The sequence below is a fragment of the uncultured Lacinutrix sp. genome, assembly GCF_947500605.1.
In the GTDB taxonomy this organism is placed as follows: domain Bacteria; phylum Bacteroidota; class Bacteroidia; order Flavobacteriales; family Flavobacteriaceae; genus Lacinutrix.
On record NZ_CANMSJ010000008.1, the window covers coordinates 25,457 to 51,625 of the forward strand.

At 31.9% G+C, this 26,169-nt stretch carries 24 protein-coding genes and 1 riboswitch; of the genes, 12 read left to right on the plus strand and 12 right to left on the minus strand.

Going from position 1 to position 26,169, the window contains the following annotated elements:
- Nucleotides 1–188: 188 nt before the first annotated feature.
- Together Q0935_RS11640 and Q0935_RS11645 are read left to right on the plus strand one after the other, a co-directional pair.
- Nucleotides 189–2,054: a DEAD/DEAH box helicase gene (locus tag Q0935_RS11640; RefSeq protein ID WP_299254480.1), complete on the plus strand. Its 1,866-nt coding sequence runs from the start codon at nt 189–191 to the stop codon at nt 2,052–2,054.
- A gap of 150 nt (nt 2,055–2,204) precedes the next feature.
- A complete protein-coding gene (locus Q0935_RS11645; RefSeq protein ID WP_299386091.1) occupies nt 2,205–2,996 on the plus strand; it encodes a carboxypeptidase-like regulatory domain-containing protein in 792 nt (263 codons plus the stop codon).
- Nucleotides 2,997–3,092: 96 nt separating this feature from the next.
- Here the strand turns inward: Q0935_RS11645 and Q0935_RS11650 are convergent, their stop codons facing one another.
- Both Q0935_RS11650 and Q0935_RS11655 read right to left on the minus strand, forming a co-directional pair.
- A complete protein-coding gene (locus Q0935_RS11650; RefSeq protein ID WP_299386095.1) occupies nt 3,093–3,749 on the minus strand; it encodes an RNA methyltransferase in 657 nt (218 codons plus the stop codon).
- Nucleotides 3,750–3,821: 72 nt separating this feature from the next.
- Nucleotides 3,822–4,685, minus strand: coding sequence for a hypothetical protein (locus tag Q0935_RS11655; protein ID WP_299386098.1), 864 nt, complete (start codon nt 4,683–4,685; stop codon nt 3,822–3,824).
- Nucleotides 4,686–4,852: 167 nt separating this feature from the next.
- Here Q0935_RS11655 and Q0935_RS11660 point away from each other — a divergent pair, with 167 nt between their 5' ends.
- A complete protein-coding gene (locus tag Q0935_RS11660) occupies nt 4,853–5,524 on the plus strand; it encodes an NAD-dependent deacylase (RefSeq protein ID WP_299386100.1) in 672 nt (223 codons plus the stop codon).
- 4 nt (nt 5,525–5,528) lie between these two features.
- The gene (locus tag Q0935_RS11665; protein WP_299386103.1) at nt 5,529–6,485 is read left to right on the plus strand and encodes a DUF4421 family protein; all 957 of its coding nucleotides are present in this window, start codon (nt 5,529–5,531) and stop codon (nt 6,483–6,485) included.
- A gap of 3 nt (nt 6,486–6,488) precedes the next feature.
- Here Q0935_RS11665 and Q0935_RS11670 read toward each other — a convergent pair whose 3' ends face one another.
- Nucleotides 6,489–8,120 carry an ABC-F family ATP-binding cassette domain-containing protein gene (locus Q0935_RS11670; RefSeq protein WP_055436587.1) on the minus strand — a complete coding sequence of 544 codons (1,632 nt, stop codon included), beginning with the start codon at nt 8,118–8,120 and terminating at the stop codon, nt 6,489–6,491.
- Nucleotides 8,121–8,304: 184 nt separating this feature from the next.
- On the opposite strand from Q0935_RS11670, the gene Q0935_RS11675 reads away from it, so the two are divergent.
- Nucleotides 8,305–8,763 carry a hypothetical protein gene (locus Q0935_RS11675; protein ID WP_299386106.1) on the plus strand — a complete coding sequence of 153 codons (459 nt, stop codon included), beginning with the start codon at nt 8,305–8,307 and terminating at the stop codon, nt 8,761–8,763.
- A 239-nt stretch (nt 8,764–9,002) separates the two neighbouring features.
- Nucleotides 9,003–9,449: a KTSC domain-containing protein gene (locus tag Q0935_RS11680; RefSeq protein ID WP_055436585.1), complete on the plus strand. Its 447-nt coding sequence runs from the start codon at nt 9,003–9,005 to the stop codon at nt 9,447–9,449.
- A gap of 605 nt (nt 9,450–10,054) precedes the next feature.
- Here Q0935_RS11680 and Q0935_RS11685 read toward each other — a convergent pair.
- The 3 genes from Q0935_RS11685 to Q0935_RS11695 all read right to left on the minus strand — a co-directional run bounded on the left by Q0935_RS11685 (nt 10,055) and on the right by Q0935_RS11695 (nt 13,427).
- On the minus strand, nt 10,055–11,593 hold the full coding sequence (locus Q0935_RS11685; protein WP_299386110.1) for a serine hydrolase: 1,539 nt from the start codon (nt 11,591–11,593) through the stop codon (nt 10,055–10,057).
- Nucleotides 11,594–11,663: 70 nt separating this feature from the next.
- On the minus strand, nt 11,664–12,902 hold the full coding sequence (locus Q0935_RS11690) for a glycosyltransferase (protein WP_299386112.1): 1,239 nt from the start codon (nt 12,900–12,902) through the stop codon (nt 11,664–11,666).
- A gap of 51 nt (nt 12,903–12,953) precedes the next feature.
- Nucleotides 12,954–13,427, minus strand: a complete 474-nt coding sequence (locus Q0935_RS11695; protein ID WP_299386545.1) for a heme-binding domain-containing protein — start codon at nt 13,425–13,427, stop codon at nt 12,954–12,956.
- Between the two features lie 107 nt (nt 13,428–13,534).
- Between Q0935_RS11695 and Q0935_RS11700 the strand changes: the two genes are divergently transcribed.
- Both Q0935_RS11700 and purB read left to right on the plus strand, forming a co-directional pair.
- Nucleotides 13,535–14,098, plus strand: a complete 564-nt coding sequence (locus Q0935_RS11700; protein WP_299386114.1) for an adenylosuccinate lyase — start codon at nt 13,535–13,537, stop codon at nt 14,096–14,098.
- A gap of 479 nt (nt 14,099–14,577) precedes the next feature.
- Nucleotides 14,578–15,921, plus strand: a complete 1,344-nt coding sequence (gene purB, locus Q0935_RS11705; protein WP_299386116.1) for an adenylosuccinate lyase — start codon at nt 14,578–14,580, stop codon at nt 15,919–15,921.
- Nucleotides 15,922–16,014: 93 nt separating this feature from the next.
- On the opposite strand, the gene Q0935_RS11710 is transcribed toward purB, so the two are convergent.
- The 4 genes from Q0935_RS11710 to Q0935_RS11725 all read right to left on the minus strand — a co-directional run bounded on the left by Q0935_RS11710 (nt 16,015) and on the right by Q0935_RS11725 (nt 18,313).
- Nucleotides 16,015–16,560, minus strand: a complete 546-nt coding sequence (locus Q0935_RS11710; RefSeq protein ID WP_299386119.1) for a DUF4252 domain-containing protein — start codon at nt 16,558–16,560, stop codon at nt 16,015–16,017.
- A gap of 104 nt (nt 16,561–16,664) precedes the next feature.
- Nucleotides 16,665–17,234 carry a DUF4252 domain-containing protein gene (locus Q0935_RS11715; RefSeq protein WP_299254435.1) on the minus strand — a complete coding sequence of 190 codons (570 nt, stop codon included), beginning with the start codon at nt 17,232–17,234 and terminating at the stop codon, nt 16,665–16,667.
- A gap of 109 nt (nt 17,235–17,343) precedes the next feature.
- Entirely contained in the window at nt 17,344–17,817 is a 474-nt protein-coding gene (locus tag Q0935_RS11720) for a hypothetical protein (protein ID WP_299386123.1), read from the minus strand.
- Entirely contained in the window at nt 17,804–18,313 is a 510-nt protein-coding gene (locus tag Q0935_RS11725; protein WP_299386127.1) for an RNA polymerase sigma factor, read from the minus strand. Before Q0935_RS11725 ends, Q0935_RS11720 begins: the two co-directional genes overlap by 14 nt.
- Before the next feature lie 124 nt (nt 18,314–18,437).
- Here Q0935_RS11725 and Q0935_RS11730 point away from each other — a divergent pair, with 124 nt between their 5' ends.
- Both Q0935_RS11730 and Q0935_RS11735 read left to right on the plus strand, forming a co-directional pair.
- Nucleotides 18,438–19,853, plus strand: coding sequence for a S41 family peptidase (locus tag Q0935_RS11730; RefSeq protein ID WP_299386131.1), 1,416 nt, complete (start codon nt 18,438–18,440; stop codon nt 19,851–19,853).
- Nucleotides 19,843–20,535, plus strand: coding sequence for a diphthine--ammonia ligase (locus tag Q0935_RS11735; protein ID WP_299386135.1), 693 nt, complete (start codon nt 19,843–19,845; stop codon nt 20,533–20,535). Before Q0935_RS11730 ends, Q0935_RS11735 begins: the two co-directional genes overlap by 11 nt.
- A gap of 81 nt (nt 20,536–20,616) precedes the next feature.
- Here the strand turns inward: Q0935_RS11735 and Q0935_RS11740 are convergent, their stop codons facing one another.
- Together Q0935_RS11740 and Q0935_RS11745 are read right to left on the minus strand one after the other, a co-directional pair.
- Entirely contained in the window at nt 20,617–21,660 is a 1,044-nt protein-coding gene (locus Q0935_RS11740; RefSeq protein WP_299386140.1) for a hypothetical protein, read from the minus strand.
- A 7-nt stretch (nt 21,661–21,667) separates the two neighbouring features.
- Nucleotides 21,668–23,518, minus strand: coding sequence for a TonB-dependent siderophore receptor (locus Q0935_RS11745; protein WP_299386144.1), 1,851 nt, complete (start codon nt 23,516–23,518; stop codon nt 21,668–21,670).
- A gap of 26 nt (nt 23,519–23,544) precedes the next feature.
- Nucleotides 23,545–23,754, minus strand: a riboswitch (cobalamin riboswitch).
- Nucleotides 23,755–23,945: 191 nt separating this feature from the next.
- On the opposite strand from Q0935_RS11745, the gene Q0935_RS11750 reads away from it, so the two are divergent.
- Together Q0935_RS11750 and Q0935_RS11755 are read left to right on the plus strand one after the other, a co-directional pair.
- The gene (locus Q0935_RS11750) at nt 23,946–25,103 is read left to right on the plus strand and encodes an ABC transporter substrate-binding protein (protein WP_299386550.1); all 1,158 of its coding nucleotides are present in this window, start codon (nt 23,946–23,948) and stop codon (nt 25,101–25,103) included.
- On the plus strand, nt 25,104–26,120 hold the full coding sequence (locus Q0935_RS11755; RefSeq protein WP_299386149.1) for an iron ABC transporter permease: 1,017 nt from the start codon (nt 25,104–25,106) through the stop codon (nt 26,118–26,120).
- Nucleotides 26,121–26,169: the final 49 nt, after the last annotated feature.

Genomic DNA, 26,169 nt, shown 5'->3' on the forward strand with positions numbered 1-26,169 from the left:
TAGCAGTTAAAAATTATAAAAATTGAATATCCTAAATAATTACGTACCTTTGCACCTTGAAAAAACGCATATGCGTTATTTACTCCTCAGAGTGAGGATGTGTTACTAGAAGTTTTAGGTTAAGTATGTTCAATGCACTTCTATTCGTAACACCAAAATAGATTGACATTGAAATACATAAAATAAGAATGAGCACATTCCAAGATTTAGGTCTTAACGAAGAACTATTACAAGGTATTACAGATTTAGGTTTCGAAACACCATCTGAAGTACAAGCAAAAGCAATCCCAATTTTATTAAACGAAGAGACAGATTTAGTAGCGTTAGCGCAAACTGGAACTGGAAAAACTGCTGCATTTGGTTTCCCAATGTTACAGAAAATTGACGTTAGTAGTCGTACAACTCAAGGTTTAATACTATCTCCTACTCGTGAACTTTGTTTACAAATTGCAAACGAAATGAAAGCTTACGGTAAATACTGTAAAGGTTTAAACGTTGTTGCAATTTACGGTGGATCAAGCATTACAGATCAAGCGCGCGAAGTAAAACGTGGTGCACAGATTATAGTAGCTACTCCGGGTCGTATGAAAGATATGATTAAGCGTAGATTAGTTGATATTACTAAAATCCAATATTCGGTTTTAGATGAAGCTGATGAAATGCTTAACATGGGTTTTAAAGAAGATATCACAGATATTCTTTCTGGAACTCCAGAAGATAAAAATACTTGGTTGTTCTCTGCAACAATGCCAAGAGAGGTTGCAACTATTGCAAAGAAATTTATGAATAGCCCACAGGAAATTACTGTTGGTCATAAAAACGAAAGTACCTCTAACGTATCGCACGAATACTATATGGTGAACGCTCGCGATCGTTACCAAGCTTTAAAACGTTTAGCAGATGCTAATCCAGATATATTTTCAGTAATTTTCTGTAGAACAAAACGTGATACACAAAAAGTTGCCGAAAACTTAATTGAAGATGGTTACAGTGCTGGAGCATTACATGGTGATTTATCTCAAAATCAACGTGATATTGTGATGAAGCAATTTAGATCTCGTCAAATACAAATGCTTGTTGCAACAGATGTTGCTGCACGTGGTATTGATGTAGATGATATTACACACGTAATTAACTACCAATTAAGTGATGAAATAGAAACGTATACGCACCGTTCTGGTAGAACTGGTCGTGCTGGTAAAACTGGTGTTTCTATGGTTATTGTTTCTAAAAGTGAAGTACGTAGATTAAAAAGTATCGAACGTATTATAAACAAGAAATTTGAATTAAAAGAAATTCCTAACGGAATGGCTATTTGCGAAGTACAGTTAATGTCTTTAGCAAATAAAATTCATAATACAGAAATCAATCATGAGATTGATAAATACTTAGAAGATATTAATACTTTATTTGAAGAAACTTCAAAAGAAGAATTAATTAAAAAGTTCTTCTCTGTAGAATTCACACGTTTCTTTAACTACTACCAGAAGTCTAAAAACTTAAATGTTGCTGCTGGAGATCCTAACCGTGAAGGTCGTGAATCTAGTGGAAGCGCTGCACGTTACTTTATTAACGTTGGTGAAAAAGATGGTTTCGACTGGATGAAATTAAAAGATTTCTTAAAAGAAGTTTTAGATTTAGGTCGTGACGATGTATTTAAAGTAGATTGTAAAGACACATTCTCTTTCTTTAATACAGAAAAAGAACACCAAGAGAAAGTATTAGCTTTCTTTACAGATTACAAGCATGAAGGTCGTTTTGTAAACGTTGAAATTACTGAAGATAAACCAAGTCGCGGTGGTCGTGGACGTGGTGGTTCTGGTGGCGGCGGCGGAAGACGTCGTGACGGTGGCGGAGACAGAAGAAGATCTGGCGGTGGAGACAGACGCTCTAGTGGCGGAGGTGATAGAAGACGCAGCGAAGGTTCTAGCGATAGAAGACGTAGCAGCGACGATAGACCAACACGTTCTAGAAGAAGCGATGGCGGAGACAGAGATAAAGGTGAGTTTAAAACTACACACTCAAGATCTGGTCGTTCTAGAAGAAAAGACTAAATAAATACCCAAATATTTATAAAGATTCCTAAAAAGTTTAATTCTTATTTCTATAAGAATTAAACTTTTTTGTTAATATTAAGTCAAATACAATGTTATAAGAGTACTAAATAAAATTTGTTTAGTACTTTTATAGCTTATATTCTAACTATGAAATATTTTCTTTCCCTACTTTTTTTAATTATAAGTTCATCATATGCATTTGCTCAAGTAGAGGAAACACGTGAAAAAGAAGCTGTAGAAGGTGTTATAATAGATTCTCAAACTAATGGACCAATAGACAATGTAAATATTGTAAACCTTAATCAGGTTATTGGTACATCTACTAACACTAAAGGAGAATTTAAACTTAAAGCCAAAGTAAACGATACATTACACCTTACTTATGTAGGTTACAAATCTATTAAAGTACGTGTAACTAACGATTGGTTAAAATTTGGAAGCTCTAAAATTACATTAACAGAGTTAGCACTTGCCTTAGAAGAGATTGTTGTAAACGAATTACAACTTACTGGTTACTTAGAGTTAGATATAAAGCAAGTACAAGTAAATACAAATTACCGTTATAGTATTTCTGGTTTAAGTACAGGATACGAAGCAGGAAATAATAAATCGCCAAATACAATTAGTAAGGTTTTAGGTTCCATATTTAATCCGTTAGATTTTCTCTACAATACATTTAGTAGAAAAGGTAACGAATTAAAGAAGCTTAAACAGATGAAAAAAGATGACGAAATTAGAAATCTTTTAGCCTCTCGTTTCGATAGAGAAACACTAATGGTCTTATTACAATTAACTAGAGTAGATTTAGATGAGATTGTATCGCAATGCAATTACTCTAAAGATTTTATAAATAGTGCAAACGACCTTCAAATGCTAGACGCTATTAGTCAATGCTACGAAGAGTACAAAGTGCTAAGTCGTGATAGAAAACGTGGATAACATATAGTCTCCAGTACAAAATAAAAAGCCTCAAAAATCTAAGATTTTTGAGGCTTTTTATTTAATTCCTATTTCACTGACTACTGAACAATTAAACTATTCTTTTTCATGATAACGTTCAATAATTTCGCCATAGCTTTTAATTGTTTTTTTACACCAATCTAAACGCTTCTCAAGTTTTTCTTCTTCGGTTAAACGCCAATCAATATCCGTTTTCTTCAACTTTGTAGTTACATGTTGCAAAGTAATTGCTGCAGATACAGATATATTTAAACTCTCTGTAAAACCAACCATTGGAATCTTCATAAAAACATCAGCTTCTTTTAAAACAGCTTCAGAAAGTCCTTCGGTTTCCCTTCCAAAGAAGAAACAAGACTTTTTAGTTACATCAAAATCATGCAACTCACAATCGTCTGTATGTGGTGTAGTTGCCACTATTTGATAACCTTGTTGTTTTAAATCCTTAATACATTCTTTTACCGATTGGTATCTATTTAAATCTACCCATTTTTGGGCGCCCATAGCAATTTCTCTGTCTATACGTTTGGTGTTTGTTTCTTCAACAATACTTACTTCCTGTATACCAAACACATCGCAACTACGTATTACAGCACTTGTGTTATGCAATTGGTAAACGTCTTCTGTAGCTACTGTAAAGTGTTTTGTACGGCCTTCTAAGACTTTATGAAAACGTTCTAACCTATTTTCGGTAAGGTAGGTTTCTAGGTGTTCTATCAGTTTAATATCAATCATAACGTAAAAATAAAAAAACCTGATACAATAGCACCAGGTTTTAAACTCTATATTAAAATACTGTAAAATGTATTAGTTACTTCCAATATTGCCTTGAGCAATTAAAAGAGTGTTAGTTGTACTTAATTCTACATCTATATAACCATCTACAGCAATAACATCGCTATACATAAAAGCAGTACCATTGTCTAGTTCCGCTACATTTGTTTGGCTAACACCTCTTGTTTCGTTTAATCCAGAGGTTTCGTTAACTACTGTTATTCCTTTAATATTATTAAAAGTAAAAATAGTAGCACCAGAAGCCGCTGCCATATTTCCCGAACGTATAAAAGCAGGATGTTCTCCACTTGCTGGCGTTCCTGTTAAGCTAAAAATAGCTAAAGCTTCACCATTTAACCGCTCTTTAAAAGTAACTATTCCAGAAGCATTATTTAAATTACGCTCTTCTAAATTATAAGTTACTTGGTTGGTAGTTAATTCATTTTGTCCAATATCTACATTTGCTACTGGTGTGTTTAAGTTTACATCGTTAGACTTAACTTCTATATAACCATCGAAATTTAATAACTCTTCGTAAGAAATTGGAGTATCGTCATCTAAACTTGTAAATACCGTTGTACTCATTCCTGTATCTCCATCGACAACATCTAAAGTTATCGCAACATCTTCACCATCGTTAGCAGCATTGTCCATGTATAAAAACCCAGAATGGTAGTTATTATTAACAGTACCTAATAGTCTTAATTCTATACTTAGTGTAAAATTCGAATTTTTAATAAAACGAACCGTACCAGAAATTCCAGAATTATCAACTGTATTAAGTGTATATGTTTTAGATGCTAAATCTGTTACTTGATCTGTTTCTGCATCGTCCGATCTACAACTGCTTATTAGCACTAATGGCATTAATATTAATACTTTAAAAAACGTTTTCATTATGGATTAGGTTTTAATTACTGTTATAATAGCAAAACAAAATTACAGATTAATCGCAAGTCTGCCAACCTTAAAAGAAATAATACTAACTTTAAGGCTTAAAGATTTTATTATATTGAAACCTTCATTAACAGGTTTAATACAAAAAGATAATAATTAACAAATACATGAAACACATTGTTGTACTTACTGGAGCTGGAATAAGTGCCGAAAGCGGGCTTAAAACCTTTAGAGACGCTAATGGGCTTTGGGAAGGACATAACGTTATGGACGTTGCTTCTCCCGAAGGTTTTAAGGCTAATCCTGAATTGGTTTTCGATTTCTATAACCAACGCAGAAGACAACTATTAACGGTTAAACCGAATGCAGCACATTTTGATTTAGCAGCTTTAGAAAGTACTTACAAAGTAACTATTATTACACAAAATGTAGACGATTTACATGAACGTGCAGGAAGTAGTAACGTGTATCATTTACATGGCGAATTATTAAAAGTGCGTTCTATAAAAAATGAAGCAGTAGTAAAACCTTGGACTGCCGATTTAAATCTTGGTGATTTAGACAAAAACGGACACCAATTACGACCACACATTGTTTGGTTTGGAGAAGCGGTACCAATGATTGATAAAGCCATAGAAATTTGTAACACAGCAGATATTTTACTTATTATCGGCACTTCTATGCAAGTATATCCTGCTGCTAGTTTAATGCATTATGTACCAGAAAACACTGCCACTTATTTTATAGACCCAAAGCCTTCTATTGGTGAATCTAAAAACTTAACTGTTATAGAAGCTACTGCAACCAAAGGTGTTAAACAATTTATTAATCTACTGTAATTAAATGAAGTATAGCTTACTCGTATTTTTAATGTGTTTTACTGTTTTTAGCTACAGCCAAGAAACCGAAAACGACTCTACTTACATTACCTCTTTTAAGCATAAAATAATGCTTAAAGCAAATATTAATACACAAACCGAATCGTATTCCATACAAAATAACGATACCGAGAATTTTAGCTTAACGGCTAATAACAATTTTAAATTTACGCTATCTGCTAATTATGAGTTTCTGGGTATAAGTATTGGTTTTTCGCCAAAAGCGAGAAACTTGCCTTATAAAACATCTTTTCAGGATATTAAAGTGAATTTGTTTATAAAACAATGGATACAGAATATTCAATACAGACGTGTTCGTGGTTTTTATAGAGATGGTGAAATATTAGAAGGTATGCAAGAGGAGTTTCCTAACTTTAAAACTATCAGTTGGAATGGTGCAACTTCTTACGTTATGAATCCAAACTTCTCACTAAAACACGTGCTATATAATACCGAGTGGCAACGCAAAAGTGCAGGAAGTTTAATACCAAGCTTGCGTTATGGTTACCAACGTATTTCCGATTATGTGTTAGACGACAAAGAAGTTCAAAACTTTTATAACCTTTCTATAGCTTCAGATTATTACTACACTTGGGTTTTAGAAAAAAACTGGTTTGTTACGCCCTCTATTTCTCCAGCTATTGGTGTCCGTTTTACAAACTACGCTTTAGGAGATATAAACGAGCAAAATACTTTATTTACTACAGCTTTAGACTTAGGCTTATACTTTGGTTATACCTCTCCAGACTTTGTTGCAGGTGCTAATTTTAATTTCGATTCTAAAGCTTCTAATGCTAAATCAAAAACCAATATTATTAGTGATAGAAGTTATGCAAAACTCTATTTCGGCTACCGTTTTAATGCGCCTAAATCTGCAAAAAGAAGTGTAGATTGGCTTAAAGAAAAAGTAAAAAAGAAGTAAAACCTATAGGTTCATTTCTTTAATGCTTTTAATACGGTTTCTTTCTAAAAAGGCATCAATAGTTTCAAAATGCTCGATAACACGTTGGTCTTTAAATTCGAATACTTTTTGAGATAAACCTTGTAAGAAATCACGATCGTGAGATACTAATATTAGCGTACCATCGAAACTTTGAAGCGCTTCCTTTAAAACATCTTTAGATTTTAAATCTAAGTGATTTGTAGGCTCATCGAGAATAAGCAAGTTTACAGGCTCTAATAATAGTTTTACCATTGCCAATCTGGTTTTTTCTCCTCCAGATAATACACTTACTTTCTTTTCTATATCGTCGCCTTTAAACATAAAACGACCTAAAATATTTTTAATTTGTGTTCTTACATCGCCTTTTGCTACTAAATCTACTGTTTGAAAAACAGTTAATTCTGTATCTAATAAAGCGGCTTGGTTTTGTGCAAAATAACCAACCTGTACATTATGGCCTAAATTACACTTCCCTTCTACTTCTATTTCGCCAAGAATAGATTTAATCATGGTAGATTTACCTTCACCATTTCTACCCACAAAGCTTACTTTCTCACCTCTAGCAATAGAGAAACTTGCATTTTTAAATACCGTAAGATCACCGTAACTTTTAGTTAAATCTTCTACCATTACCGGATAATCTCCAGAACGTTGTGCAGATGGAAACTTTAATTTTAAAGCTGCATTATCAACCTCATCAATTTCTATAATTTGTAACTTCTCAAGCATACGCTCTCTAGACGTTACTTGGTTTGTTTTAGAAAAAGTACCTTTAAAACGATCAATAAATTGCTGGTTATCTGCAATAAACTTTTGCTGCTCTTGGTATGCTTTTACTTGGTGTACTCTTCGTTCTTCTCTTAATTGTAAGTAATGTGAATAGTTAGCCTTATAATCGTAAATACGTCCCATAGTAACCTCTATAGTACGATTGGTAATATTATCGATAAAAGCACGATCATGAGAAATAACCATTACCGCATTGGCTTTATTAACTAAGAAATCTTCTAACCAAATTACCGATTCTATATCAATGTGGTTTGTAGGCTCATCTAATAAAATTAAATCTGGTTTCTGAAGCAAAATTTTAGCCAACTCAATACGCATTCTCCAACCTCCAGAAAACTCGTTAGTTAATCTTGTAAAATCTTCTTGCTTAAAACCAAGACCTTTTAAGGCTTTCTCTACCTCAGCATCGTAATTAACATCTTCTAAAGCATAATACAGTTCGCCTAATTCGCTCACTTTTTCGATAATAGACATGTACTCGTCGCTCTCGTAATCCGTTCTTGTTTCTAAAGCTTTATTGTACTCGTCCATTTGGCTCTTCATTTTAAAAACGTGAGCAAATGCTTTCGATGCTTCTTCAAAAACAGTACAATTATCTTGTGTTAGTAAATGCTGCGGAAGGTATGCAATTACAGTTTCCTTTGGATGACTTATTTTTCCTCTAGTAGGACTTTGAGCGCCTGCTACAATTTTCATCATAGTAGATTTTCCTGCGCCATTCTTTCCCATAAGTGCAATCTTATCGTTAGGATTAATAACGAAATTTACATCGCTAAATAAGGTTGTACCACTAAATTCTACTGCTAAGTTATCTACTGTAATCATATTTATTTCTTTGAGAACGCGAAATTAAGAAAAAGGCTAATATTCTCTTTATTAAAAGTACACTTTATAAAAAAATTGTCGAAATTTGAATTTAAACTACCGTTGAACATAATTCATTGGAACGGAATCATGTTCGATACATTATACATAAACGTTGGCAATAATATTGGAAACTCTAATTAATATGAAACAAATTATTACAATAATATTTTTCTTAACATCAATAATTAGTTATTCTCAAATTAATTTGAATTTCGAAGAAGTTCAAACGAAATTCGGAAAAAAAAACATAACGGAATCCAAAACTGATGGAAATCATTTTGAAGTAAAAAAACTGAATGAGACTGAAACAATTAAATTTACTTACAATCTTGAAAATATTGCGACTATGATTGAAGTCGAAAATAATCAATCGATAAATAATGACCGATTCCATAAACTAGCAAAAAAATTTAATCCGAAATTTAAATTAACATCTTCAAGAAATACTGAATTATTAAATTTATACTATGATTCAAAAAATCAACTTTTAACTATTAAAGTTTATAAGACAAACAAAAAAACGGAATTGAATAAAATTATTTTTATTTCAGATACTAAAATTATATTGGAAATAATTCCTAACATTTATAGATGGAAATAAGTACTATCGCCAACATCGTGTATGAAAAAATGCTAAATTAGTGCTTAAATAAAATCAGTTGCTCTTTTGTTTCATCTGATTTTTCTGCGGAAAATACTCGCACACAAACACACAAGTGTTCTTATACATAAACGGTAGTTTAAATTCGAAACCACCTAAAAACAAACTTCTTAAAGATTTAAACCTCTAAATCCAAAACAAAAGAGTACTTTCGCGCACTATTAAAAATAGCATTTATTATGAAGCGTATTAACGAGTACAGAAAATTATTTCAAGTTGAAGCAAAACCAACACTTGGAGAGCTTAAAAAGAAGTATAGAAACCTAGTAAAGGAATGGCATCCAGATAAGTTTCAAGATGAAGATGAAAAAGCTGCAGAAGCAGAAGAAATGGGACGTAAAGTTATTGACGCTTACCACTTTTTAGTTAGTATTGCTCCAGAAACTCATGCTGCTAATTCAGAAGAATACAATACTACTATCACTTCTCCTATTATGGATTGGAAACATAAAGGTTTACTTTTAGAAGTTACTTTTTTAGATGGTAATACTTACGAGTACTTTGGTGTTAATAAAGCATTATACATTAAATTTTCTCAAAGTGATAAGCAAACACGTTTTGCTAAACGTAGTATTTTTAACTCGTTTACTTACAGAAAAATTAAAAAGAAAGATGTTGTTGCATAATAGTAACGCAAAATCTTATATATAAAAAAAGCCTCAAGAAATTAAATTTTTGAGGCTTTTTTGTGTTTTGACACTTGTTGTTTTATCGTTTCTCGTTTTTTCATTCTTCGTTTTTTCATTCTTCGTTTTGTCATTCCTGCGAAGGCAGGAATCTATTATCAATACAAGGTGGATTTCTTCCTTCGCAGGAATGACATACAATAGTACTTTGTTAATCAATTAAGAATGGTAGAAACAAGTACTAATGTCATTCAGAAGGAAGTATGACTGAAGAATCTCTAAAAACTAAACTGTTTGAATATTTAGGTTCTTCGTTTTGTCACTCTTCGTTTTATCATTCCTGCGAAGGCAGGAATCCATTATGAATATAGAGTGGATTCCTGCTTTCGCAGGAATGACATACAATAGTACTTTGTTAATCAATTAAGAATGGTAGAAACAAGTACAAATGTCATTCAGAAGGAAGCATGACTGAAGAATCTCTAAAAACAAAACTGTCTCTATTTTAGATTCTTCGCTTTGCTCTGAATTACAGACTCTAAACTATACAAAGTGGATTCCTGCCTTCGCAGGAATGACAAAACGAATAACAGAATACTAATCCTTTAATCAATTACACGTTTTAAATCTAAATCTTGAAAATCGAAACTAAAATCGATGTTTGGTGAAATACCTTTTATAGCAATACTTTGTGCTTTCTCTTTTGCATCTAAACTAAAAGTTACAAAAGCATCTGCATTCATGTCTTGGTATTCCCATTTTACAGCAAAGGTATTATCTTTATAATATTGTAATTCTCCATTTAGTTTTGGTGAGCGTAAAAACTGAATATATAGTTTTCCCTTCTTTTTAAATACTTCGGCTTTACCAAACCAATTGTCTTTATAAAAACCTGTATAGTTTTTGTGTTTAATATGCGAAGCATCTACAGTTGCAATAGCATCCCATACTTTTTTTGAAGCATCTCCATCTCCTGTAGCACGTTGTTTGTAATATGCTGCGTATTTATCTACCCAATTAAAGTTGTCTAAGCCTAAATAATCGTCTGTTATAGCATTTGCTACTGCCGAGAATAATGCGCCACCATCGTCGCTAGTATTGGTTAAAATAACAACACCAAGATTAAGATCTGGAATTAAAACGGTGTTAGATAACATCCCTGGTAATCCGCCTGTGTGTTCTACTTTCATATTGCCTTTTACATCAGATAGAAACCAACCTAATCCATAACCTGCAAAGTGAGAATTGTATCTTGGATTTGGATCTGCACTCATAACAGTATGCACTTTCCACATCTCGCGATGGTTTTGTTTCGAAAATAATTGCTGCTTTAAACTGTCGCCAAACTTTCCTTTATTTAATTGTAGTAACATCCACTTCGAAAGATCGTCTGCATTAGAGAAAATACCACCTGCAGCACCATTCATCATTTCTTTAAAAGTTGGTATTACTCTAATCTCTCCATTCTCTACAGCATGCGATGCAGATAGATTACTGGTGTCTTTTATTCTATCTAAAGAAGCATAAGTATTATCCATAGCCAATGGCTCTAGGATATTCCTTTTAATAAAGGCTTCCCAAGTCATACCGCTTTTTCTAGCAATAAGTTCTCCTGCTACTATGTATAATAAATTATCGTAATCCCATTTGGTTCTAAAAGCAGACTCTGGTTTAAAATACTGAAAACTGCTTAGTAAATCTTCCATTTTAAAATCGGTACCATCAGGAAAAAACATTAAATCGCCCATACCTAATCCTAAACCGCTTCGATGTGTTACTAAATCTTGGATATTAAAATTATCTTCAACATATTGGTTATACATTGTAAACTCAGGAATGTGATCTTTTACTTTATCTAACCAATTAATTTTTCCTTCTTCAACTAAAATCGCCAAAGCCGCGGTAGTAAATGCTTTACTATTAGATGCTATTGCAAATTGCGTGTGTTCGTTTACAGGACTTTTAGTGACTATAGATTTTACTCCATAACCTTTACTATGAATTACTTTGCCATCTTTTACAACAGCAACAGCACAACCGGCAACATTAAATTTACTCATAGCATAATTTACTAATGAGTCTACTTGCTTAGTATTCATTTGGGCATTTACCATAACGGTAAAACCTAATAATACTAATAGCATTGTTTTTTTGATTGCGGAAGTTTTCATAATTATGATTTAAAAATTAGTAGCGAGTATATTAAAAGATAAACTATTCCTTTTTATTCTTCTCTTCTATCCATCTACTCATAAACTTTGTACTTTGCAGCGTGTGGTGCATAAGCATACTACCTGTAAAGTTATTTCTACGGTGGATTTCTAAAGCATTTTGTGTGTTTTCTACCTTAAGAAGAAAATCTTTTGCATAAAGTTGTTTATCGAAACGAATATTAACAATGTTAACACCTAGTTTCTGTTTTCCTGCCCAGAAAATTTTATTAGTATAAAGTTCGACTGCTTTTTCGGCAAAGTCTTTTGGTTCATCTTCTATAAAACCATTAGGTTCTAAATCGCCATACATGCCTTCTGCACCAATACTTGTTGTTACACATGGTACTCCATTTAACATGGCGTCTAAAATTTTACCTTTAAGTCCTGCGCCATAACGTAATGGTATTAAACAAATTCTATAATTTTGCATAAGACTACTTACATCCTCTGCATAGCCTTTAATAATAAAGCCTTCTTTTTTGTTGTTTAATTGTCTTGCATGCTCTGTTAAATAAGCACCATAAATATGGATTTCGGCTTTAGGTAACTTTTTCCTTATTAGTGGCCAAATGTTTTCTTTTAAATGTATTAATCCGTCTACATTAGGTTGATGTAGAAAATTACCGATGGTAACAAAGTGTTCTCGGCTTTTAAAATCTGGTAATGCTTTTTGCGATTTTTGAGATATAGCATCTACTAAAAATGGTAGATAGCAAAGTAAGCCATCGTTAACATGAAATTGCTCTCTTAAAATTCCCATTTCTACTTCCGAAATGATAATAGACAAATCGCATCTATAAATACTAGCGACTTCTCGTTTTGCGGTATCATTATATAAGTGACTTATATCGAAAACAGTATTATCTTTTAAGGCTTGGTGTCTGCCGCGTCTTAAACAATGTAAGTCTTCTGTGTCAAGTATTCTTAATGCTTTTGGGCAGTGTTCTGCAACTCTCCAACCAAACTGCTCTTCTATCATAAAACGATCGAACAACACCACATTTGGGTTTAAGTCTTTTATAAAATCATCGAAACTAGAATTGTTAAGGACAATGTTTTCTGTCTTGACTCCTATTTCTTTTAAATCGAAAGCATTATCACTTTTAGCACAAGCTGTGGCAAAAGTAATATCGTAATTTTTAGCTTTAAATATTTCTATTAATTGCATCATTCGGCTTCCTGCTGCAGAACTTTGAGGTTCTGGCCAAACGAAACCGATAATAAGTAGTTTTTTATTCAAGAGGGATAGTTTAAAAATGTTGTATAAAAATAACGCTACTTTTAGTTAAAATTATTGAGGTCTTGGTGCTAAAGCATACATGGTTCTTACTTGGTTAGCCCATTTTAAAACGGCTTCAATTTGTTGTTCGCTTAATTTAGCTTCTCCATGCGACCAAGTGTAAGATGGCAATGGCATTTCTTTAGCTTCTACCATTTCTATTAACTCTTCCATTTTATGGTCTTTTCTTTTAACAGAAGAACCTTCCCATTTAGAAACATTAAAGTGTTTTGTTCCGTGTTTTACGTGGTCTGCCATCCAATAATTTACTGGTGTAATATTGCTATACCAAGGATAACGCGTTGCATCACTATGGCAATCGAAACACGCTTGCTCTAGTATTGTTTTTACATGTTCTGGTGGTTTAGTTTCTTCTAAAAATGCAGTTACAGATTCTAATGAACCTTCATTTTTTTCTGGCCCAAAAAACTGAGCGATTACAAATGCTACTAATAATAGGAGTAATATCTTTTTTACAATTTTCATATCTTTAAATTTATCAAGTTTTTGCATATTATTCGTTATTAATAACAAAAAAACAACATGCTCATTTCATTTTTCTTAATTTTAAAGCCTAAAAATAATAATTTCATTTGACTACTGAAGCCTTATACCAAGAATTAAATTATGTAAACCACTCTAGAGAAAAGCGGTTATACTATGCAAATATGGTTATTAACCACACTAGCCTAATACCTAAACTGTTAGATATTCTTTTTATGGTAGACGATAAAATATCACCTCGTGCTGCATGGGTTTTCGAATTTATGTGTGGTGAAAAGCTAGAGACTATAATTCCTTTTTTAGATTCTTTTACCCAAAACATACACAGAGTACATTTAGATCCTGCAGTAAGACCTGTTGCTAAAGTATGTGAATATTTAGTAAAAGCTTTGTACAGCAAACAAGATAACGCTATTAAAAAAGCATTAGGCCCAGAACATAAAGAAAAAATTATTGAAGCTTGTTTTGATTGGATGATTAACGACGAAAAAATAGCACCTAAAGCGTATGCTATGAATAGTCTATTTCTTTTAGGGCGAGATTACGATTGGATACATCCGGAATTGGTTTTAATTTTAGAACGTGATTACCAAATGCAGAGTTCTGGTTTTAAAGCGAGAGCGCGACATATTTTGAAGAAGATTGGGAAGTGATTTTTAGACACGGATTTCTTAGATTATCACGGATTATTAAAAAATAGTTAGTAAAATAATTAAATCGCTAAGCACTCCTTTCTTTAGTTAAAGCAAGGTGGTTTTTTGAAGAAAAAGCGGATGGTTTGCGATAAGCGCGAAGCGGCTTTTTTAAAACAACAGTTAGTATTAGAGTAAGCGCGTTAAGGGTTGATGTGGCATCCTTTTTTTTGCTGCCATATATGGCAAAAAAAAGATATAGCGGAAAACCTGACTTTTTACAATCTTGACAGGTTTTTTACCTGTTAAGATTGTAAAAAGAAACGCCATAATAATAAAATGAATACATTTTTACGTGTCCGCTTTACGTTTTTAGCAATTAACGAGGTGTTTAAAACTAGTTAATAAGTGCCAAAAACTTATAACTTGAAGCTTAGAACTTCTACTGAAAAAAACTATCTTTATGCCTTTCAAAATTTGAAACAAAACAACACACAACTATGTCTTTAAATGTATTAAATGCCATCTCACCAATAGATGGACGTTATAGAAATAAAATTGAAATATTAGGTGACTACTTTAGTGAAGAAGCTCTAATTAAATATCGTGTTCTAGTTGAAATAGAATACTTTATTGCACTTTGCGAACAACCTTTACCACAATTAGAAGGTGTTAACCCTTCAGTTTTTGAAGATTTACGTAAAATATACAAAGAGTTCACTACTGAAGATGCGCAAGCAATTAAAGACATTGAAAGTGTTACAAACCACGATGTAAAAGCGGTTGAATACTTTATTAAAAAGGAATTTGATAAACTAGGTTTAGAACAATACAAAGAGTTTATCCACTTTGGTTTAACGTCTCAAGATATAAACAATACTGCCATTCCTTTAAGTATTAAGGATGCTATGAACGCTGTTTATGTACCTCGTTATTTCGAGTTATTAAAACGCTTAGAGGAACTAGCTAGTGATTGGGCAGATATCCCAATGTTAGCAAGAACTCATGGTCAGCCAGCTTCTCCTACACGTTTAGGAAAAGAAATTGAAGTATTTGCTGTACGTTTAAAAGAGCAATTTAATTTATTAAATGATATCCCAAGTGCAGCTAAATTTGGTGGTGCAACAGGAAATTTTAATGCACATAAAGTTGCGTATCCAACAATAGATTGGCGCGCTTTTGGTGGTGCTTTTGTACAAGATAAATTAGGATTATCGCATTCTTTCCCAACAACACAAATTGAGCATTACGACCATATGGCTGCTTTATTCGATTGTTTAAAACGTATAAACACTATTATTATAGATTTAGATCGCGATATCTGGACGTACGTTTCTATGGAATACTTTAAACAGAAAATTAAAGCTGGAGAAGTAGGAAGTAGTGCAATGCCACATAAAGTAAATCCTATCGATTTTGAAAATTCTGAAGGTAATTTAGGTCTTGCAAATGCTATTTTCGAACATTTATCGGCAAAATTACCAATTTCACGTTTACAACGTGATTTAACAGATAGTACTGTGTTACGTAATGTTGGTGTACCGTTTGGGCATACACTTATTGGTTTTCAGTCGACTTTAAAAGGATTGAATAAATTGTTACTTAATGAACCTAAGTTTGCGCAAGACTTGGAAAATAATTGGGCTGTAGTTGCAGAAGCGATACAAACCATTCTTAGAAGAGAAGCTTACCCAAATCCTTATGAAGCTTTAAAAGGCTTAACAAGAACTAACGAAGCGATTACTAAAACGTCTATTTCTAATTTTATTGATACTCTAGAAGTAAGCGATGCTATTAAAACAGAATTAAAAGCAATTTCGCCAAGTAACTATACAGGAATATAGAAAAGAATCTAGATTGCTTTGCTTCTAGAAACTATACAAATTATAAAAGGCTTATCTCACGATAAGCCTTTTTTAATATATATAAACTATAGTTTATCCTTTAAAATAATCCATAACTTTTTGAAGTTGATTTCCATCTACATCTGCATTTTGCATTTGTGATAATAGTTGATACAGCTTTTCAGGCTTCATATCGTCTCCTAACACTCTTACAACAGCAAATCCAAATTCGTTAGAGCTTGCAAGTACTAAAAACTCATCTACAGCATCATCGTCTCCAATAGTATTAACTCTAAACTTAATACCTTTATCGCTAAACTCCATTAGCTCACTATACTTTTTGTTTTTAAAAATAGTTTTCACCTTTTCTAATTCTTGAGTATAGTTCTCTTTGCTTACATCTTTAGCTTTGTATGCTAAAATATTAACCTTTTCAAAAGATTTATAAACACCTTTTTGCTCTTCGTTTAATTCAACTTTAGAAACATCTATCATTTTTGGTGATAGGTCTATGGTTAAAAATTCTGGTAAATCTTGATGCTCTACAAAATAGTTTTGTATTGAGGCTTCGTCTTTACAACTTACTAATGCAAGTGCTAAAACTAGACTTAAGCAAACGGTTTTTATAATTGATTTCATGAGTTTATATTTTAGTGGTTGTATGCTATGTACTTTTAATCTTCATTTTAGATACAAAAGATTTAGCACACTTGATTTATTTGATTGATGATTTTTTAAGCTGATTATCTATTGTTCTTTTTATCAAGCTCTTTTCCGCCTGGTAAATCGAAAGCATTAATAAGCTTAGATAATTGGTTTAAATCGATATCTCCTGTAAAAGAAACCAATACAGACTCCATACCTCTTTTCTTTCCATTAACAGAAACATCTAAATCTTTAGTAACCGCATCTAAGCCATTTACAAACATTAAAAGCTCTGCTACAAAATCTTCGTTTTTACCTTCTTTAACATAGAATTTTACTACTACGCCATCGTCTTTAATTTCCATTAACTCCTCTAAAGAATTAGAACGAGACTTTACCCATTTAGCAATATCTCCAGCAACAACTTTATCGTCTGTAGCTAAAGTTTTAAAACTGGTAATGCTTTTTACCATATCCATAAACTCTTGAGATTCTTTATCGTCTGTTTCAATATTAATTTTCGCTAACATTTGAAACATTTTTGGCTTTATAGAAGCGTATGTTACATTGTCGTTATCGCTATATTTATCGAAAATATTGCTTTGTGCCATTGCTGTTAATGGCATTAATAGTATTGCAAAAGCAAATACAATTAGTGATTTTTTCATCGTGTTTAATTTATTTATTGTGTTCATTTTTTTCTTTTTAATTGTTAGTACTGTAAAATGTGTTTGCGCTTTAAATTAGTTTTACGCTCGGTACACTTTCAATTTTTAATTACCTTTTAAATAAGCGATTCATAGGATTCGTTATTTCTTTTAAATAGTCAACTTGTGTGCCAGCTTTATTAATTACACCTAAATAACCTACTTGAGCAGTGCCTTTATTAAAGTGTTTAGACATGATCGCTAAGGCTTCTTTAGCATTATTAATTTCAACTTTTTCTGCATCTGTTATACTTGTTCCACCTAAATTATTAGGTTTAAAAACATAAATAGATAGCATAAGAACCGCAACTGCTGCAACAGATAACCACTTAAAGTTAAATGCTTTTTTAGTTTCTAGTGGTAGTTGTTTAGTGAACTGTTCTTTTTGGCTTACCAAAAAATAGCTAAACATTGGCTTGTACATTTCTAAATGTGGCGCTACAGTTTCTTGCGAAAAATAGTCTTTTAACTGCTGCTCTTCCTTTAGTGATGTCTCACCGTTTTCGTACTTTTCTAGTAAGTTTTCTATATTATTTAACACCATAATTGTGTGTATTTGTTAATTTTTCTCTTATTGTTTTTCTTGCTCTTGATAAGGCTACACGTATTGCAGTCTCATTCATATCAAGCATTTCGGCAATCTCTTTAAAATCGTACTGCTCTATATCTCTTAATTGTACTACCATTTTTTGTTGTTCTGGTAATGTTTCCATTATTTTTCCAACCCAATCAATACTATCATTTAATTCTACTTCTTTTTGAAGCGAAACGCTATGATCTTGATAATTACTATGCACAATTTTTAAATTCTGTGCTTGCTTAGACTTTAACTTATCATAACAAAAATTCTTTGTCATGGTCATTGAAAATGCTTCAACGTTTTTATAGTCTTTTATCTTCGTTTTATTCTTCCACAGTTTAATTAATACTTCTTGCGTTGCATCTTCAGCCTCTTCTCTAGACACAAGCAATCTTTTTGCTAGTCTAAAGACCTTATCTTTAAAAGGCGTCACAATATTTAAAAACTCTAACTGTGTCATTTAATTGGTTGGTTTATGTTATTACGACGAACATGTTTCTGATTTGTTACAATTTATTTTCAAAAAATATTTTATTAAATTAAAAGTGAGTACTTTTAAGCTGAAAAAGAAAACATTACCATATATGAAAACATCCAAGATAATTCTTGTTACCTTACTGTTGCCTCTACTTTTTACTAGTTGTTTTGAAGATTTAGACGATAATCCAATTAGCACATTAGATATAAATGAATTTGTTTATCGTGGATTAGATTCTTACTACTTATATAAAGATAGTGTTCCTAATTTAATTGAAGACAAAGCCAATAGCAGTAATTTTAGCAGCTATTTAAATGGTTTTAACTCACCTGAATCTTTATTCGAAAGTCTAATTTACGACAGAACAAATACAGATAGATTTAGCTGGATTACAGACGATTATATTGCACTTGAACAGCAATTTGATGGTATTACAAAATCTAACGGAATGGAATTTGGACTTAAACGTTACACTCCAGGAGGTAGTAATCTTTATGGGATAGTTCGATTTGTTTTACCAAATACAAGTGCTGAAGCTAACGGATTACAAAGAGGTGATTTATTTAACGCTGTAAATGGCACACAACTAACCGTTAATAATTGGTCTACACTTTTAGGTCAAGATAATTACACCTTAAGTTTTGCCGAATATAATGACAATGGCACTTCAGCAACAGACGATGATACTATTGATGCTACTCCAAATACTGTTGCGCTTTCTAAAATACAATACACAGAAAATCCTGTTTTTAAAACAGAAATACTTCAAGTAGAAGGTGAAAATGTAGGTTACCTTATGTACAATGGTTTTGTTAGTAATTTTAATAATGCTTTAAATACTGCTTTTGGTACATTTCAGGCTAATAATGTACAGCATTTGGTTCTCGATTTACGATATAACCCAGGAGGTTCTGTAAATACAGCAACGCTTTTAGGTAGTTTGGTTACAGGCAATAATACTGGTCAAGTTTTTGCCAAATTGAAATACAATAGCCAACAACAAGGCAACAACTTTAATTACACATTTGTAGATAATAACAATGGTTCTACACTTAATAACTTAAATCTAAATAAAGTATATGTTTTAGCAACAGGATCGTCAGCTTCGGCTAGTGAAATGGTTATTAACAGTTTAGATGCTTATATTGAAGTTATTCAAATTGGAACGCAGACAGTTGGTAAATCTCAAGCTTCAATTACATTATACGATTCTCCAGATTTTACAAGATCTCAACCAGACCCTAGACATACTTATGCTATGCAACCTCTAGTTGCTATTACTGTAAATAAAAATGATGATCAAGTACCTGAAGAAGGCTTAAATCCTTTAATAGAAATTGAAGAACAAGTAAACAACTACGGTGTTTTAGGAGATGCAAACGAACCTCTTTTAGCCGAAGCTTTAGCACATATTTCTACTACTAATAAAGTTGCAAATACTCCAAAAGGTAAAGTTTCTAAAACGGTATTTGATAGTAACGATTTATTACCTCATTCTAAAGAAATGTATATTGAGCAATAAAACATATTTTAATTGGAGTACTGGAAAAGACTCTGCTTTAGCATTATATCACTTACTTAAAGACGAACGTTTTTCCGTAGAAAAACTAGTCACCTCTGTTAATTCACATTATAATAGAGTAACCATGCATGGCTTACCAGTCTCATTATTAATTAAACAGGCCGAATTATTAGAGATACCGCTTCAAACTATTAATCTTCCAGAACAACCGAGTATGGAAGATTACGAAACAATAATGACTCAGGCAATAAGTAGCCTAAAAACTGAAGGATTTACACACAGTGTTTTTGGCGATATTTTTTTAGAAGACTTAAAAGCATATCGAGAAACTAATTTAAGTAAAGTAGGTATTTCTACAGTCTTTCCACTTTGGAAAAGAGACACCAAAGCACTTATTACAGAATTTTTAGATCTTGGGTTTAAAGCAATAGTAGTATGTGCTAGCGCAAAACACCTATCTGAAGACTTTGTTGGCAAAACCCTAACAAAAGAACTTATAGAAAACTTACCCGAAGATGTAGATGTTTGTGGAGAAAATGGTGAATTCCATACCTTTTGTTACGATGGTCCAATTTTTAAAACACCTGTTCCCTTCTCTATTGGAGAGAAGATATATCGAGAATACGATACGCCTAATACAACAAACGAAAAAACCGGTTTCTGGTTTTGCGATTTATACTAAATAAAAAAGCCTGCAAAATGCAGGCTTTTTTTTAGGTTAAATTTTGACTTGAGAATTGATTAATGTAAAAATTATAACTTATTAGTTAAAGTAGATTTTTGAAGCCCCTATTCCTACTGCAAAACTATTAGTTTCTGTTCCTGTTGCTATATCGTACACAAACAAAGTACTGTTTGCTGAAAAACTTGCATCTGCAAGAAACAACTCATTATTTTTAACAGATAATCCATAAGCATAACTTGCTGTAATAGAAAATAAAGAAGTTGCTGGTAATGCTGTAGCAGCATCTGTTAAACCATATACTTCGTTGTTTAATACGTAATATGCCATACCATTATCGTATGCCATTAAACCTGGGTGCTCACCATCTGCAAAAGTTAAAGCAGAAATAATTGAATTATCAGACATGTCAATTTTAGTAATTGAAGCCTGTGTTTCATTTCCTGTCCAACTTTCGTTACCTCCAGATAATACAACTAAATCTCCTTGATTATTAATAGCCATTTCATCTGGCTTAGAACCTACAATTATAGTATCTGTAGTGCTATCTGCAGTATTAACTACAGTAACAATATTATTAGTACTATAACCTCCTTTATGAGAAACATAAAGTTTGCTAGAATTTACTAAAACTTGCTCTGGTCCTTCACCTACAGCAATTGTAGATGTTACAGTGTTAGAGTTTAAATCTACAACAGCAATGTAATCATCTGTAGCATCACTAGGATCTGCCCAATCAGATACATAAGCAGTATCACCATCGAAAGCAATATATCTAGGTAATGATAATCCTGTAGAAATTTCACCTAGTTTTTCAAATGTATAACGGTTAACAACTGTAATTGTTCCTGCATCTACAACGATATAAGCTTTATTTCCATTAAAACCTACAGACTGTAAATACACTCCTAAGTTTTCATTATTAACATTAAAATAAACTTGATTTTCTAAAGTAGATAAATCGTTAGATATGTAAGAAATTGAAGATGGTCCACCTTCTGTACTTACAATAATTCCGTTTTCATAATCTCCTAAAGGCTCAGAAGGTGTTGCTAAATCGTCATCATTAGAACATGAAAATACTAACAGTGAAAGCGTTAAAATTGAATAAATAATCTTTTTCATAATTGTTTTAAAATTTATAGTGTAATTGAATATTAAAGTTTCTGTTTGGCATTGGTCTAAAAGCTACATTTTGATAAATTTCATTAAAAATATTACTAATGTTTATGCCTAAATCCAATTCGTTTTTTGTTGTTTTAATTATTTTATAGTTAAGTCCTAAATTAGCAACATCGTAAGGTTCTAAACTATAAAAAGAACCTTTTAAATTATCGGCAGTTGTAAAAACACTACCATTAAATAAATGCTGATAATATGCAGAAAATTTATTAAAGCTATATGCTAAAGAGACATTTGCTTTATGAAAAGGCACATAAATTAACTGTTTATTAGTCTCTAAATTCTCAGATACAGTATAAGAGTAATTAGAAGTAAATTTTAATTGATGTTTATTAAATGTTTTTGTAATATCAACTCCTACTTCTGCACCATAACTATGAGACTTAGCTATGTTTTGAGGTGACCAAAATCCAGACAAACCTGGTTGCCATTGTATTAAATCTTCAGTTGAAATATAATAAGTGTTTAATTGAAATTTTAACCAATTAAAAGAAACAACATGGCCTAAATCTACTTGATAAGAAGACTCTGGCACCAAGTCTAAGTTTCCACCAGGTTGCCAATATAAATCGTTAAATGTTGGAACTCTAAAATTCTTAGAACCATTAATCTTTAACTTATAGTGGTTCGAAAAACGAAAAGCACCATCCATCGAGAATAGCAATGGGCTTTTAAAATTAGACATTACATCTTGACGCACATTAAAACCTAAATTCACTTTTTTATTAGGGTTGTATTGTAGCAGTCCTGTAGCAGAAAATGCTCTCCTATTTGGCTCACCAAAACTACTTCCTTCACCTTCAAAATAATTATAGTCTAAAATACTTTTTACAGATAATGTTTTAGATAACTTATAATCGAAATTATGTTTTAATAATAACGTACTGACTTCTCCAAAAGAAAAGAATTCAGAATCTTTATTTTGAAAAAAATCAAAATGCTCTTTTATATAAGCAACCTTTAACGCAGACGTATAAGACAAACCATTTCTTGACCACTCTAACATAGACCTAGAGTTTCTATCTTCGTATTTACTCTTAGAAGGTGTTGCAGTTGTTCCAGAAAATTCTCTTTCACCTAAAAAAGACTGATGGTATAGCTTTATAACATCTTTATCAGACATAAAATAACCCAAATTAGCGCTCAAACTTAAATTATTAAAAGCACCATTTTCGTTTACTTGATCTTTACTTAAATATTTATAATCATTTTCTGAATCTATATAATTTATACCAATATTAAAAGCAAACTTCTCGTTACCATAATCGGTTACAAAACTTACGTTTTTAGTATTGAAACTGCCATAATTAAGCTTGACGTCGTTTTTTAAATGCGAACTAAAATCTAAGGTATTATCTAAATGAATACTTCCTCCAATTGCTCCACTTCCATATTGCACACTTCCTCCTCCATTTCTAATAACCACTTGATTGATGTTGTTAGTGTTTATGGTATTAAAATCGGTTTGCCCATTAAGTTGAGAGTTTATAGAAATACCATTCCAAATAACAGCAGTTTGAGAAGCGTTTGTTCCTCTAAAAGATGGTGAAGACACCATTCCATAACCATTTTCTTTAAAATAGATATTAGAATTGAAACGTAATAGATTAGTAAAAGTCGAGTTGTTTTTACTTAAAATTGAATCGTTTAGAACAGTGACTTTAAAACCTGCTGCGTTTTGATTAAGCTTAACATCGTTTAAAACAACCTCCTCTAACTTCTGGACAGAATCTAGCTTAGTTTGAGCTACAATGCTTAAACTAAAAAGAACACCTAATAAAAATAGAATACTTTGTTTCATAATCTTAAAACCTTTCTCCCGAAGATTTTTACGATATTGAAAATGGCAGGTCTCCTGACTCTCGTCTTGCTATCTGTCTTCCCAGAAATTTTTTCCAGTGACTTGAAGGGTGATAACAAGCATTCACAAACGTGAACAAAGATTACAGTTGCGGGAACAGTTCAAGGTTTTAACTTGATTCCCTTTTAATTAACTTTACTTTATTGCAAAGTCAAACCAAAATTCTTTGCAAAAGTAAATTCTTTTTTAAATGCAGACTAATTAAACTTACTTTTTCTTAGTCAGTTTATAGAATAGATAAATGAAGCCTACTAAAAAATGTAGCAAAATAATGCCTCCTAGTATATATATTGTTAAATTTGGACCGTCTTTCATGACTTAAATTTTATATAAATTTAAAAGAATCTCATCTATTTAAATGTTACAAATGTTACAAAACAAGTCTTTTTTATCTTTTCTACTTTTCATAATATTAGGCATTACCTCTTGCAAAAAAGAAGTAAAACCAAATCCTGAAATAAAGCAAGATGTTGCTAAATCTGAATTAAAATATGCTGATGGATTTTCGATTACACATAACGAAAATTTTAAAATCATAACAATTAATAGTCCTTGGCCAAAATCTGAAAAAACATATAAATACGTTTTGGTTAACAAAAGCATATTACCAAAAATCACTTTTAATAAAGACGAGTTCGATGGTATCATTACAACACCAATAGAAAAAATTGTAGTCACTTCTACAACACACATTCCTGCTCTTGAACTTTTAGGTGTTCAAGAAACCTTAATTGGTTTTCCTGGAACAGACTATATCTCTTCTAAAAAAACCAGAGCAAGAATTGATAGTGGAGACGTAAGAGAACTTGGTAAAAACGAAGGTATAAATACTGAAGTTTTACTAAATCTCAATCCAGACTTAGTTGTTGCTTTTGGAGTCGATGGAAAAAGCAAGTCGTTAGAAACTATTAAAAATGCTAATATTCCTGTAATATATAATGGTGATTGGGTAGAAAAATCAGCTTTAGCAAAAGCAGAGTGGATTAAGTTTTTTGGTGTACTTTATAATAAACAAAAAGTAGCCGATTCTATTTTTAACAGTATTGAAAAAGACTATTTAGAAGCTAAAAAAATTGCAGCGAAGGTTACTAAACAACCAACTATATTAAGTGGTGCCATGTATAAAGATATTTGGTATTTACCAAATGGAGCAAGTACAGAGGCACAGATATTAAAAGATGCTAACGTTAATTACTTATGGAGTGAAACTACTGGAACTGGTAGTTTAGCGTTAAACTTTGAAACAGTTTTCGATAAAGCTAAAACTGCCGATTTATGGTTAAGTCCATCATACTACTCAAGTTTTGAAGCACTAGAAAAAGGAAACGAGCATTACACAAAATTTGATGCTTTTAAAAACAAAAACATATACACTTTTTCAAATACTACAGGAGAAACTGGAGGCGTTTTATATTACGAGCTTGGAACTGCAAGACCAGATTTAGTTTTAAAAGATATTATTAAAATCTGTCATCCTGAATTATTACAAAATTACACACCTTACTTTTTTAAACCTTTAAAATAATTGCCAAATACCAACACATATAAATTTTCTTTTACAGTATTAACATTAGTATTAATACTGTGTTTTTTTGCTAATATTAGTTTAGGCTCTGTATCGATTCCTTTTAAAACCATTTTTGAAAGTTTAATAGGTACTACAGATAACTATATTATTCAAAATTATAGATTACCAAAAGCCTTTACAGCTATTTTGGTTGGCTCTGGTTTAGGTATTTCGGGACTATTAATGCAAACTTTATTTCGAAATCCATTAGCAGGACCGTTTGTTTTAGGTATTACCTCTGGAGCAAGTTTAGGCGTTGCTTTGTTAATTATGGGATCATCGGTTTTTGGTGGTTTCTTTGCTACACTTTTAATCTCTAAATGGAGTTTAGTTATTGCAGCAAGCTTAGGTAGTTTTCTGGTATTATTAACTGTTTTAATAGTGTCTTCAAGAGTAAAAGACACCATGGCAATATTAATAATAGGACTTATGTTTGGAAGCGTTACCGCAGCTGTAGTAAGTGTACTTTCTTATTTTAGTTCTGCCGAAGAATTACAACGTTACATTTTTTGGGGCTTTGGGAGTTTAGGCGATTTACAATGGAACGAACTTAAAATATTTGGATTCATTTACGCGCTTGGAATTGTATTTAGCATCGCTTCAATTAAAGCATTAAACACACTTTTATTGGGCGAAAATTACGCTAAAAGTTTAGGTTTAAATATTAAACAAAGCAGATTAATAGTTATTATAGCAACCAGCTTATTAGCAGGAACAATAACTGCTTTTGCCGGACCAATAGCTTTTATAGGTTTAGCAATTCCGCATATAACAAGACAAGTTTTTAATACCTCAAATCATAAAATATTATTACCAGCCGTGTTTTTAATTGGTGCCATTGTTATGCTTATTTGCGATAGTATTGCACAATTACCAACAAGCGATTATACGTTGCCTATTAACGCCATAACCTCATTAATTGGAGCGCCTATTGTTATTTGGTTATTGGTTAGAAAACGTAAAATGGTGTTTTAGTGTAAAAAAGTTAGAAGTGTGAAGTTGGAAGTTGGAAGTTGGCAAACGA

What these genes read in the sequence shown, in the direction of transcription:
- Q0935_RS11640 (WP_299254480.1), top strand. Translation starts at nt 189, where the DNA reads ATGAGCACATTCCAAGATTTAGGTCTTAACGAAGAACTATTACAAGGT.
- Q0935_RS11645 (WP_299386091.1), top strand. Translation starts at nt 2,205, where the DNA reads ATGAAATATTTTCTTTCCCTACTTTTTTTAATTATAAGTTCATCATAT.
- Q0935_RS11650 (WP_299386095.1), bottom strand. Translation starts at nt 3,749, where the DNA reads ATGATTGATATTAAACTGATAGAACACCTAGAAACCTACCTTACCGAA.
- Q0935_RS11655 (WP_299386098.1), bottom strand. Translation starts at nt 4,685, where the DNA reads ATGAAAACGTTTTTTAAAGTATTAATATTAATGCCATTAGTGCTAATA.
- Q0935_RS11660 (WP_299386100.1), top strand. Translation starts at nt 4,853, where the DNA reads ATGAAACACATTGTTGTACTTACTGGAGCTGGAATAAGTGCCGAAAGC.
- Q0935_RS11665 (WP_299386103.1), top strand. Translation starts at nt 5,529, where the DNA reads ATGAAGTATAGCTTACTCGTATTTTTAATGTGTTTTACTGTTTTTAGC.
- Q0935_RS11670 (WP_055436587.1), bottom strand. Translation starts at nt 8,120, where the DNA reads ATGATTACAGTAGATAACTTAGCAGTAGAATTTAGTGGTACAACCTTA.
- Q0935_RS11675 (WP_299386106.1), top strand. Translation starts at nt 8,305, where the DNA reads ATGAAACAAATTATTACAATAATATTTTTCTTAACATCAATAATTAGT.
- Q0935_RS11680 (WP_055436585.1), top strand. Translation starts at nt 9,003, where the DNA reads ATGAAGCGTATTAACGAGTACAGAAAATTATTTCAAGTTGAAGCAAAA.
- Q0935_RS11685 (WP_299386110.1), bottom strand. Translation starts at nt 11,593, where the DNA reads ATGCTATTAGTATTATTAGGTTTTACCGTTATGGTAAATGCCCAAATG.
- Q0935_RS11695 (WP_299386545.1), bottom strand. Translation starts at nt 13,427, where the DNA reads ATGAAAATTGTAAAAAAGATATTACTCCTATTATTAGTAGCATTTGTA.
- purB (WP_299386116.1), top strand. Translation starts at nt 14,578, where the DNA reads ATGTCTTTAAATGTATTAAATGCCATCTCACCAATAGATGGACGTTAT.
- Q0935_RS11710 (WP_299386119.1), bottom strand. Translation starts at nt 16,560, where the DNA reads ATGAAATCAATTATAAAAACCGTTTGCTTAAGTCTAGTTTTAGCACTT.
- Q0935_RS11715 (WP_299254435.1), bottom strand. Translation starts at nt 17,234, where the DNA reads ATGAAAAAATCACTAATTGTATTTGCTTTTGCAATACTATTAATGCCA.
- Q0935_RS11720 (WP_299386123.1), bottom strand. Translation starts at nt 17,817, where the DNA reads ATGGTGTTAAATAATATAGAAAACTTACTAGAAAAGTACGAAAACGGT.
- Q0935_RS11725 (WP_299386127.1), bottom strand. Translation starts at nt 18,313, where the DNA reads ATGACACAGTTAGAGTTTTTAAATATTGTGACGCCTTTTAAAGATAAG.
- Q0935_RS11730 (WP_299386131.1), top strand. Translation starts at nt 18,438, where the DNA reads ATGAAAACATCCAAGATAATTCTTGTTACCTTACTGTTGCCTCTACTT.
- Q0935_RS11740 (WP_299386140.1), bottom strand. Translation starts at nt 21,660, where the DNA reads ATGAAAAAGATTATTTATTCAATTTTAACGCTTTCACTGTTAGTATTT.
- Q0935_RS11745 (WP_299386144.1), bottom strand. Translation starts at nt 23,518, where the DNA reads ATGAAACAAAGTATTCTATTTTTATTAGGTGTTCTTTTTAGTTTAAGC.
- Q0935_RS11750 (WP_299386550.1), top strand. Translation starts at nt 23,946, where the DNA reads ATGTTACAAAACAAGTCTTTTTTATCTTTTCTACTTTTCATAATATTA.